This is a genomic window from Pseudomonas sp. FSL W5-0299, assembly GCF_005930655.1.
In the GTDB taxonomy this organism is placed as follows: Bacteria; Pseudomonadota; Gammaproteobacteria; order Pseudomonadales; family Pseudomonadaceae; genus Aquipseudomonas; species Aquipseudomonas mandelii.
The window spans coordinates 36,785-47,515 of the sequence record NZ_RXHX01000044.1 but is presented as its reverse complement, the minus strand read 5'-3'; the positions used below and the strand labels follow the sequence as shown (position 1 = coordinate 47,515).

The 10,731-nt window shown below is 61.1% G+C and carries 10 protein-coding genes; 3 read left to right on the top strand and 7 right to left on the bottom strand.

Features of this window, described 5'->3' with window-relative positions; all coding sequences use genetic code 11:
• Positions 1 to 367 precede the first annotated feature (367 nt).
• Both FHL16_RS30350 and FHL16_RS30345 read left to right on the top strand, forming a co-directional pair.
• Positions 368 to 1,342 carry a 2-hydroxyacid dehydrogenase gene (locus tag FHL16_RS30350; protein ID WP_077750202.1) on the top strand — a complete coding sequence of 325 codons (975 nt, stop codon included), beginning with the start codon at positions 368 to 370 and terminating at the stop codon, positions 1,340 to 1,342.
• A gap of 142 nt (positions 1,343 to 1,484) precedes the next feature.
• Complete coding sequence (locus FHL16_RS30345; RefSeq protein WP_010463155.1) at positions 1,485 to 1,994, top strand: DUF2165 family protein; 510 nt, start codon at positions 1,485 to 1,487, stop codon at positions 1,992 to 1,994.
• A 21-nt stretch (positions 1,995 to 2,015) separates the two neighbouring features.
• Here FHL16_RS30345 and FHL16_RS30340 read toward each other — a convergent pair whose 3' ends face one another.
• On the bottom strand, positions 2,016 to 2,918 hold the full coding sequence (locus tag FHL16_RS30340) for a DMT family transporter (RefSeq protein WP_010463157.1): 903 nt from the start codon (positions 2,916 to 2,918) through the stop codon (positions 2,016 to 2,018).
• A 292-nt stretch (positions 2,919 to 3,210) separates the two neighbouring features.
• On the opposite strand from FHL16_RS30340, the gene FHL16_RS30335 reads away from it, so the two are divergent.
• Positions 3,211 to 4,092, top strand: a complete 882-nt coding sequence (locus FHL16_RS30335; RefSeq protein WP_238706206.1) for an AraC family transcriptional regulator — start codon at positions 3,211 to 3,213, stop codon at positions 4,090 to 4,092.
• Positions 4,093 to 4,210: 118 nt separating this feature from the next.
• Here the strand turns inward: FHL16_RS30335 and FHL16_RS30330 are convergent, their stop codons facing one another.
• From FHL16_RS30330 to FHL16_RS30305, 6 genes are all read right to left on the bottom strand, one after another.
• Entirely contained in the window at positions 4,211 to 6,640 is a 2,430-nt protein-coding gene (locus FHL16_RS30330) for a TonB-dependent siderophore receptor (protein ID WP_077750201.1), read from the bottom strand.
• Between the two features lie 217 nt (positions 6,641 to 6,857).
• Positions 6,858 to 7,847 carry a FecR family protein gene (locus FHL16_RS30325; protein WP_077750200.1) on the bottom strand — a complete coding sequence of 330 codons (990 nt, stop codon included), beginning with the start codon at positions 7,845 to 7,847 and terminating at the stop codon, positions 6,858 to 6,860.
• Positions 7,844 to 8,410, bottom strand: a complete 567-nt coding sequence (locus tag FHL16_RS30320; protein WP_042932359.1) for an RNA polymerase sigma factor — start codon at positions 8,408 to 8,410, stop codon at positions 7,844 to 7,846. Before FHL16_RS30320 ends, FHL16_RS30325 begins: the two co-directional genes overlap by 4 nt.
• Positions 8,407 to 8,730: a DUF3325 domain-containing protein gene (locus FHL16_RS30315; protein WP_077750199.1), complete on the bottom strand. Its 324-nt coding sequence runs from the start codon at positions 8,728 to 8,730 to the stop codon at positions 8,407 to 8,409. The genes FHL16_RS30320 and FHL16_RS30315 overlap by 4 nt, the downstream gene beginning before the upstream one ends.
• Positions 8,731 to 10,311, bottom strand: a complete 1,581-nt coding sequence (locus FHL16_RS30310; protein WP_077750198.1) for a PepSY-associated TM helix domain-containing protein — start codon at positions 10,309 to 10,311, stop codon at positions 8,731 to 8,733.
• A complete protein-coding gene (locus FHL16_RS30305; RefSeq protein WP_010463172.1) occupies positions 10,308 to 10,613 on the bottom strand; it encodes a DUF3649 domain-containing protein in 306 nt (101 codons plus the stop codon). Before FHL16_RS30305 ends, FHL16_RS30310 begins: the two co-directional genes overlap by 4 nt.
• Between the last annotated feature and the right edge of the window lie 118 nt (positions 10,614 to 10,731).

Here is a 10,731-nt window from a genome sequence, read left to right as displayed (position 1 = left end):
ACGCAGTCGAACACGCTGCATGTAGGTCGTCGCGAAGCAGACCGGAGGGCAGTGTCCCCGGATGGATACCGGAGCGAAGGAACGCCGAGCCTTAGCGAGGGGCCGGACGTTTGGGGCGAGCCTTTTTTTGCTTACTTTTTTTTGGCGTTTGAAAAAAAAGTGAGTCGCCGTAAGGGCGAAACCGCCAGCCGCCGTAACCGCAGGAATGGATATGTACCCGGTCAACCACAACATGGTCGCCCGAAGGCCGCCATCGCTGACAGGCCAGCGCCCACAGAAACTCCCGGGCAATCCGCGGACTCGCGCAACAACGGGGAAGAATGTTAGCGTGCTTGGCATTCACCAAGCCCCGACGAGCCCTCCTCCCATGAAAAAGACCGTCCTCGCCTTCAGCCGCGTCACCCCGGAAATGGTCGAGCGCCTCCAGCAAGACTTCGACGTCATCGTCCCCAACCCGAAAAACGGCGACATCAACGCCCAGTTCAACGAAGCGCTGCCCCACGCCCACGGCCTGATCGGTGTCGGCCGCAAACTTGGCCGCGCACAACTGGAAAACGCCGCCAAACTCGAAGTCGTCTCCAGCGTCTCCGTCGGCTACGACAACTACGACGTCGCCTACTTCAACGAACGCGGGATCATGCTGACCAACACGCCGGATGTCCTCACCGAAAGCACCGCCGACCTGGCCTTCGCCCTGCTCATGAGCAGCGCCCGCCGCGTCGCCGAGCTCGATGCCTGGACCAAGGCCGGACAATGGCAAGCCACCGTCGGCGCACCGCTGTTTGGCTGCGATGTACACGGCAAAACCCTGGGCATCGTCGGCATGGGCAACATCGGTGCGGCCATTGCCCGTCGCGGGCGGCTGGGCTTCAACATGCCGATCCTCTACAGCGGCAACAGCCGCAAGACTCAGCTGGAACAAGAACTCGGCGCGCAATTTCGCAGCCTTGACGAACTGCTGGCCGAAGCCGATTTCGTTTGCCTGGTGGTACCGCTCAGCGAGAAAACCCGGCACTTGATCAGCCACCGCGAACTGGCCCTGATGAAGCCGAGCGCCATCCTGGTCAACATCGCGCGCGGTCCGGTCGTGGATGAGGCCGCCCTGATCGAAGCGCTGCAAAACAACCGCATTCGCGGCGCCGGGCTGGACGTCTACGAGAAAGAACCATTGGCCGAGTCGCCGTTGTTCCAGCTGAAAAACGCGGTGACGTTGCCGCACATCGGCTCCGCCACCCATGAAACCCGCGAGGCCATGGCCAACCGTGCGTTGGCTAACCTGCGCAGCGCACTGCTGGGCGAGCGCCCGCAAGACCTGGTCAACCCGCAAGTGTGGAAAGGCTAACTAAAACGGGCAGAGACTTATAAAGTCTCTGCCCGCTCCTTACATAACTTGCAATTCAGTCAGCCCACTAAAATAGTTCAAGCGCTATACACTCACTATCACTTATCCGACCCACGGAAAACAGTGATGGAGCACTCTAGCCTTGAACAGTATTACTACCGACAAGATCATCAGATACAGCAAGCTGGCACTAATGACTTATATAAGCTTTTTTGGCCTGCTGGTGATGTACAGCAACTTCACCGACTACGCATCCAACTATGAGTACGTCAGTCATATCCTGAGCATGGACACCACCCGGGAAAACATCAACCTGAACTACCGGGCAATCACCTCACCCATGCTCCACCACCGAATCTATTGGTTCATCATTACACTTGAAGTGATCTATACGGCCTTCTGCCTGATTGGTGCCTATTACCTTTTCCATTACAGGAATGCGCCGGCCGAGGAATTCCATGAGGCCAAGAAGTTTTCAATCATCGGATTATTGATCGCCATATTTGTCTACTACGTTTGCCTGCAAGTGATCGGCGTTGAATGGTTCAACATGGACGAATCACAAACCTGGAATGCCAAGGACTGGGCCCGGCATATTGTCGACTTCATACTTCCGCTGCTGATATTCGTCGCACTCCGGACCGAGCGCTAAGCGCACTCGGCCCCGACGTATTCAGGCGAGTTTGCCATTGCCTTGCGCTATCGGCGCCTTGGGTTTGCGGAACACCAGTACGTTGCCAAGCATCACCAACACTAGCCCCACCAATGCCGGCGCGGTCCATTGATAGCCTTCGGCAAACGCCGAGACATTCAGCGCCACGACCGGGAACAGCACGGTGCAATAGGCCGCTCGCTCCGGGCCCATACGCCCGACCAGCGTCAAGTAAGCGGTGAAGCCGATGACCGAACCCGGAATCACCAGGTACAGCAGCGAGCCGATATAACGCGCGTTCCATTCCATGTCGAACGGAATGCCCCTGACCAGACACCACACCGACAACATCGCGGCGCCATACGCCATGCCCCAGGCGTTGGTGGTCAACGGCTTCAAACCGGCCTTCTGTTGCAGGCTCGAGAGCATGTTCCCGGCCGAGAAACACAGGGTGCCGAGCAATGCCAGGCCCAGGCCGAGCAAGGTTTCCGGGCTGGCGGTGTGGCCGGCCAACTCAGGCCAGAACAACAGGCCAAGCCCGGACAAGCCCAACGCACCGCCCATCAAAACGTTGCGGGCGATTTTCTGGCCGAAGAACACCCGTGCATTGAGCGCGTTCCACAACGTGGCCGTGGAAAACACCACGGCGACCAGCCCGCTGGGAATCCACTGACTGGCCGTCAGGAAACACATGAAATTGATGCAGAACAGGCACAAGCCCTGTGCCAGACAGATCAAATGCCCGCGACGGTTCATCACTTGCAGGCGCCGGCTGAGCAGCAACAGGACGAACAGCACCAGTGCCGCGAGGCCGAAGCGATAAACGATCGACACGGGAATGGCCACCACACCCAACTGCCATTTCAAGGCAATCCAGGTGGTGCCCCAGATCAGCACGGTCAATAAATACAGCGAAAGGTTCATGACTAAGGCTCCTCAATAGGAACTCAGTGTCCTGCGCCCAGCGTGGGCGCACTTGCATAAACTTGCGCTTTTGTCGTGGCAGAGGCTGGCAGCACAGGGCCTACGGAGTAGGATGCAAGGCGTCGGAGAGAAGCGATCATGCCCGCACGAGTGTCCTGCCTCTCAAATACGTTCCTCTTGTGACGAGGGGCTGTTGCTGTCAGGCAAGGCGCCGCGACGAGTCATGGCCCGCTATGGCGAGGAGCGGCAACGCAGCATGGCGGCAACAGGCACCGTCACAAAGGAACAATATTTGAGAGACAGGACACTTGATACCCTGCAAGTCTTTCAAGCCCTCAACCGCTCGCCCAATGCTCGTCTGGAGCAAAGCGCCGAGCTCGGTGACGGCATGGCTGCAGCCTTGTGGACCAACCATCACGACGCCCAGGATTACGAAGCGCCGAGCCACCACACACTGTCGTGCTACATCGCCGGCGGCACCGGCACGTTCCGCCGCGATCAGCCCGGCACCAAGGGCGGCCCGGACAAGCTGTGCATCCTGCCGGCCGAGCATCAGTCGGGCTGGGTGATCAACGGCGACATTCGCCTCGCCCATGTGTATTTCAGCCCCGAACAATTCGCCCTCGGCTGCGTCACGCTGCTGGACCGCGAGCCTCGCGAACTGCAATTGCGCGAAGCCACTTTCCTTGACGATCCAGCGCAGGCCCGACGCTTTCGGCAGATGCTCACCCTCAGCTGGGACGAACCCGGCGAGCGCCTGCTCACCAGCAGCCTGGCTCACGAAATGCTCAGCCACGTGTTGCTCGGCCAGGTCGGGATGCGTGAGGGCTTGCGGTTAAAAGGCGGATTGGCGGCGCACCAGCGGCGGCAGTTGGTGGAGTTCATCGACAATCAATTGGCCGAGGCGATCAGCCTAGGGCAATTGGCGGCGTTGTGTACGCTGTCGGAATATCACTTTGCGAGGATGTTTCGGGAGAGCTTTGGCTTACCGCCGCATCAGTATGTGTTGGCGCGCAGACTGGGCCGGGCGCGGGAGTTGTTGCGTTCGACATCGCAGCCTTTGGGAGAGATTGCATTGGCGTGCGGCTTTGCCAGTGCGAGCCATTTCACCAATCGGTTTCGGCAGGTTTTGGGTGGAACGCCCGGCGAGTATCGGCAGGCGTTTTTGCGTTAGTCCCGACATTTGCAGCGCCCGTCATGCCGTCTTCGCGGGCAAGCCTCGCTCCTACAAGGACAACGTAAAACGTGTAGGAGCGAGGCTTGCCCGCGAAGAACGATTACGCGGTCTGCGATCAGAATTCCAGTGTGCTGGACAACGAGATCTGCCGCGAATCCCCCATCGACACAAAGAACCGGCTCGCCGCCGAGGTGTAGTAGGTGCGGTCAAACAGGTTCTTCACGTTGAGCTGAAACTTGACCTTCTGCCCTTCGACTTTGGTGTCGTAGGTCGCGAACGCATCGGCCACGGTGTAGCTCGGCAGGTCGAAATCGTTGACCGCGTTACCCGCCCGCTCGCCAACATACCGCGCGCCCGCGCCGACCCGCAGTTGATCGCCGCCCACAATGGTGCCGAAGTCGTAGACCGCCGACAGCGAGCCGCTGTTCTTCGCGACGTTTTGCAGTTTTTTGCCCTTGTAGGTCGGGTCTTCGGTGACCTCGGCATCGGTGTAGGCATAGCTGCCGATCAGGCTCCAGCGGTCGCTGAGCTGGCCGCTCAAATCCACTTCAAGACCCCGGGAGCGTACCTCGCCGGCGGCGCTGTAAATCGTCACCGGGCCTTCGGAGTTGGCCACCAGCACGTTGCGTTTCTTGATGTCGAACAGCGCGACGTTGCCGGTCACGCGCCCTGGCATGTCGAGCTTGGCGCCGATTTCCCACGACTTGGCTTCTTCCGGCGCGACGCTGCCGTCGAGCACGGTGCTGCTGCCGCTCAACGGCGCGATGGTTGAGTTGGGTTTGAACGATTCGGTGTAGCTGCCGTAGAACGACAGTTCATCGGTGAACCGATAGACCAGACCGGCGCGCGGCACCCATTTCTGACCGTTGCTGTCGGTGTTGGCCTGGAACGGCACGCCTTTGCCGGCGTATTGGTCGTATTCCTGGAAGCGTGCGCCTGCGACGAAAATCCATTGATCGGTGAGGTGGATCGAGTCCTGCAGGAAGATCGAATCGCTGCGCAGTTCATCGGTCTGCGCACTGTCCGCCGGGCTGACCGTGGTGCCGGCGACTTCGCGGCCGTAGACCGGATTGACGTAGCTGAAGGTGCTCAGGCTTTTCTGGCGGATCAGGTCTTCGCGGTAGATCTTGCGGTATTCGTCATCGATGCCGAACACCAGGTCGTGTTGCATACCCAATACGTTCACCTTGCCTTCGAGGCTGGCGGTGGTGAAACGGTCGGTGCTGATCGCGTTTTGAGTGCCGTCCATACTGCGGGTCAGCGTGCCGCGTCGGGTGTCGATGGCGGTGACGCGCACCTGGCTGGCGTCGTAGGTTTCACGGTTCCAGCTGTAGCCGAAATGAGCGTTCCAATTGTCGTTGAGCTCGTGATCGGCCTCGAAGTGGTAAAGGTCCGAGCGGCCTTCCATGTTGTTGAAGGGCTCGTCCAGGCGTTCATTGCGCGAGATGTCCAACGGATGGTTGGTGCGCGGATCGATGACCGTGCCGCGGTCGAACGGGGTCAGGAACTCGCGGTGTTCGTAGGAAAACAACAGCGTGGTGCTTTCGCCGAACCACGCCAGCGACGGCGCCACCAGCGTATCGCGGTGGGTGCCGAAGTTGCGCCAGTAATCTTCGTCTTCGTGGTCCAGCACCATACGGTAAGCAAAGCCGGAATCACCCAGTGCGCCGGTGCTGTCGAGGCCACCGCCGCTGCCGTTTTTACCGTCGCCGTAGGTCGAACCGCGCAGTGTCAGGGCGTTGTATCGCTCAAGCTCGGGTTTCTTGCTGACCATGTTGACCACGCCGCCCGGGTCCTGGATGCCGTACAGCAGCGAGGCCGGTCCCTTGAGGACTTCGACCCGGTCCACGGTCGCATTCATGCCGCGGCCCTGCACGATCGGCATGCCGTCGCGCATGATCGAGCCGTTGCGGTTGTCGCCGAAACCGCGGGTCATCACCGAGTCCTGGGTGCTCGCCAGCGTGTTGCCCTGAGTGATGCCGCTGACGTTGGCCAGCGCATCATCCAGATTGCGCGGCGCCTGATCGCGAATGACCTGGGCCGGAATGACGTTGACGGTCTGCGGGATGTCCTGGAGCAAGGCCGACGAGCGCATCACCGAGCTGGTGGGCGGCGGCTGATAGCTCATGGACTGATCGGCCACCGAGTTGATGGTGGTGGTGCCCAGATTCAATGTGCCGGCGCTGGGCAGCGGTTCAAGCACCAGGGTGTGAGCATCGCTACGGCGGAAGGTGAAGCCCGAACCGCTGAGCAAACGCTGCAGGGCCTGCTCGGCGCTCAACGGGCCATTGACCGCCGGGGCGGTGAGCCCGTAAGGCGCTTCATCGGTGTAGACCACGCTGATTCCGGTGACGCGGCTGAAGTCGCTCAAGGCCTGGGGCAGCGGCTTGGCAGCGATGGCGAAGCTGAACGGCGTAAGCGGCTGCGTATTGCCCGCCTCAGCGGCCGATGCGACGCTCGAAGGCAGCAAGGCCAACGCCGACATACTCAGTGCAGAAGCACCCAACCACTGTTTGACCGAACCCGGTTTTGCCTTGGACTTCATTGCTCATTGACCTGTGTAGAACCTACGGGATGCGAATGACTCGCAGTTTCAGTCACTACACGGATGGGGGTTGGGTTTACCTCATCATAATTTTGAAAATAATTTTTTGCGGGGTGATGTGGCGTTAAGCCTGACGCCTTCGCGGGCAAGCCTCGCTCCTACAAGGATCGCGCGAACCTGTAGGGGGGCGGACTTGCCCGCGATGGGGCCGGCAGCCTCACCGCAAAATAATCAGATGCCCCATCACCTTGGTCTGCTCAAACCCCAAAACGCCCTGCAACGAACCCAACACCGCCTGCGGATCCTTGCTCGGAAAACTGCCACTGACCCGCCGCGCGGCCAGTTCATCGTTGAGCAGCACAATCCGCCCCGGGTAATAACGCCCCAGATCCTGCACCACATCGGCCAGGGTGACCTTGTAGTAATTGAGCCACCCCTGACGCCAGGCCAGTTGCGCTTCACTGTCAACCACACGCAGCTTTTGCGCCGAACCTTCGCCATACGCCACTTGCTGGCCAGCGGTCAGAATCTGCTGCTCGGCGTGCCTGTCCGCTGTCACGCCGACCCGTCCTGACAGGACCGTGACCTGCGCACCATGGGGCTGCAAACGTACTTCGAACTGAGTGCCGAGCACCCGGGCCTGGCCCTTTTCAGCGTCGACCACAAACGGATCGCCCGTGTGGGTCACGCTGAAGAATCCGGCACCGCGACGCAGCTGAACGTGGCGCTCGCCGCCACTGAAATCCACGGCAATGGCGCTGTCGGCGTCCAGCGTCACTTGCGACTGATCGGCCAGCGTCACGGTGCGAATTTCACCTGGCGCAGACACATAGTCCGCCCCCAGATCATCGATCCAGCGCATCGGCTGCCAACCCGCGCCGATGCCGATCATCAGCACCAGGCACGCGGCCATGGCCAGCACGCCAGACCAGCGCCGCACGCCGGTGCGTCGGGATCGGTTCATCGCATTGAGGTAACCCTGCAAGGCGAAAGCGTCTTCATCGGCCAGGGTCCGTGCGGGCATTTCGCTCAACTCCCACAGCACTTGCGCCTGGGCGTAAGCCTCGGCGTGGGCGGGATCGGCCTGGAGCCAGCGGCTGAAAGTGAGTTGATCGCCGCTGCTCGGTTGGTCATGCAACAGGCTCAGCCAGGCGAGTGCAGCCTGCTCTTGAGCGGGCGTCGGGGTGACGCGGTCGAGTTGATTCACGGTGCTTTCCCTGGCGTGCGCGTTGGCGGTTCCCGCAAACTGGCCTTGCAGGCATCGAGGGCGCGCATCATGTGTTTTTCCACGGCGCTTTGGGACAGGCCCATGGCCTTGGCGATCTCCGCGTATTTGCGGCCATGGATGCGGTTGAGCAGAAAGATTTGCCGGGTACGTTCCGGCAATGCGCGCAACGCCGCTTCGACGTGACGCAGGTCGTTGCCCGCCTCCAGCGCCGCTTGTGGTTCGCTGCCCTGGCTGTCCGGTTGATCCGGCATCCAGCCTTCGTTGACCCGCACCCGCGTGCCTTCGCTGCGCAAATGGTCGATGGCGATGTTGCCGGCGCAACGCAGCAGGTAAGTGCTGAGTTCCTCGACCTGCACCAGCGGACGCCGCCAGAAACGCAGAAACAAGTCCTGCACCAGATCGGCGGCGGTAGCGCGGCAGCCGACACGCCGGCTCACCAGCGCTTCCATCTGCGAACGCTGGGAAAGGAACACCTGAAGGAAATGCGCACGGGCGCCGCGATATTCGTCGTCGCGGGATTCCGGGGGATCGCTGGTCATCATTGCGCCAACACGGCGACGGGACTGGCAAGCAGGCTCAACCCAGCCAACGCCAGGGCCAGTCGCGGGCGATAAGGCATCAACAACACCAGCATCAAGGCGCTGAGCATCAACACCGCAAACCACTCCACCAACCCGAGCCCCCAACCGGTTTTCGCCACCGCCGCCCATAACGAAACTGCCAGCAGCAACCAGCCGCCCAGCTTGAACGTTTTGCGTCGCCGGGCAGACGGCTGGCGCCCCAGCAGTTCGCCGTGATGCCGATCCATGGATAAACACAGCGCGGTGAAACCGCCGTAGCAGAGCAGCAGGGCCAACAGCATTCAGTTCACCTTTTGCTCAAGCATGATCAATCGGGCGCGTTCTTTGGCGACGCGAACGGTCTGCCCGGTGCGCTGCATTTTCCAGGCAGCCCAGGCCAGGAACAGGCCACTGACCAGGCAGGTCAGATCGAACCCGGCGAGCGTCCAGTCACCTTGAGCCAGCGTCACGCCCAAGTGATACGGCGTGGTCAGCGCGTTCAACAGCGGCACGCCGCAGAACAGCATCGCGGCCAACGCCAATTGCTCGATCCAGGCCGCGCGACCACAACGGAACACTGCGTGAACCACGCTCAAGCCCCAGACGATGAAGAAGCTGTTCACTTCCCAATCCGCCCGGGTGGCCATCTCCACCGGCAGCAACCGATTGGCCCAGAAAAATGCCGCCACCGCGACCACCAGCCCGGACATGCTGGCAATGTTCAGCACTTCCACCAGCCGCAGTTCGAAGGGCATTACGCCGCTTTTCACATGTTTGAGCTGACGCTTGCCGAGCCAGATCACCAGACCGGTTCCGATCATCGCCGTGCTCGCCAACCCGCAGATGAAGTACAGCCAGCGCAGCACGGGGCTCGCGAAATGGCCCATGTGCAAGCCATAGAAACTGCCGGCGATGGCCATCGGCACCGGTTGCTGTGGCGTGGCGCTGAGTTGCTGGCCGGTCACGCCGTGGAAGGTCACTGCGCTGCTGGCGTCATAAATCACGCGGTCTGCATCATCCCTTGAGACGACAATCGAAGCATTCGCATCCCCCGGATTGTTCACCGTCAGCCGTTCCGCCCGGCCGCCCGACCACTGCGCGCGCGCCCGCTCCAGCAACGGCGCCATCGGTGCCAGTTCCGCCGGTTTGCCGGCCAGTTCGGGCGTGCCGGAGGCCGGGAATACCTCCGCGTAAAACGCGCGGGGATCGCCTTTGTACGAAGCCAGGATGCTCGCCGGCATCACCATCGCCATGAAAATCACCAGGCTGCTGTAGGTGATCATCAGGTGAAACGGCAACACGAGAACGCCCACCGCGTTGTGCCCGTCCAGCCAGGAACGCTGGCCTTTGCGCGGGCGGAAGGTGAAGAAGTCCTTGAAGATTTTCTTGTGGGTGATGATCCCGGTGATCAGGCCGATGAACATCACCATGGCCGCGATGGTCGACAACCAGCGGCCCCACGGATAGGGCATTTGCAGCTGGAAGTGGAAGCGATAGAAGAAATCGCCGCCCATCGATTCGCGGCCCTGCACTTCGCTGCCGGTTTGCGCGTCGAGCAGTTTCTCGGTGAATTGCCCGCGCTCGCCGGGCTTGGCCGGGGTCTGTTGCCAGCGCACTGACAGGCCCGGTTCCCGGGCACTCGGCAGGTCGATCAACCAGCGCGAGGCGCCGGCCGCATGTTGCTGGAGGTAGTCTTGCGCCAGGGTCAGACTGGCTTCGGAGGTCACCGCACGCGCCGGTATCTCGGGCTGCATCCAGTGACTGATCTCGTCCTTGAAATAGGCGAGCGTGCCGGTCAGGAAAATCGCGAACAACAACCAGCCGAAGGTCAACCCGGCCCAGGTGTGCAACCAGGCCATCGCCTGACGAAATCCCTCTTTCATGCGTGGCCCATCCAATTAGCCAACCCCGACACCGCCGCCAGCAGCAGGCTCGCCACGATCAATCCGAACCAGGCTCGCCAGGCACTGCGACAGGCAAAACACCAGAGCACCGCGATCAGGTAGGCCAGAAAAGAGCTCATCATCCCGGTCACCACCGCTTCGGCCCGGGCCATCGGCAACCATGAGCTCAAGCTGACACTGGCCAGCGCTGCGACGATATAGCCGCCCAACACCGCGGCCAGCACTCGGGAAGTGACGGCCAATCGATAAGGAACGGGGAGCGTGCGGGTTTTGCCTTTCATGGTTCGACCTTGAAACCAGGTGAGGCCGCATGAAAGTCATGGGGCCAACAAGACCGCAATATTAATGATAAATATTCTCATACGCAAAAGAGTTCCGATGAGATCGCTTGTTCCGGAC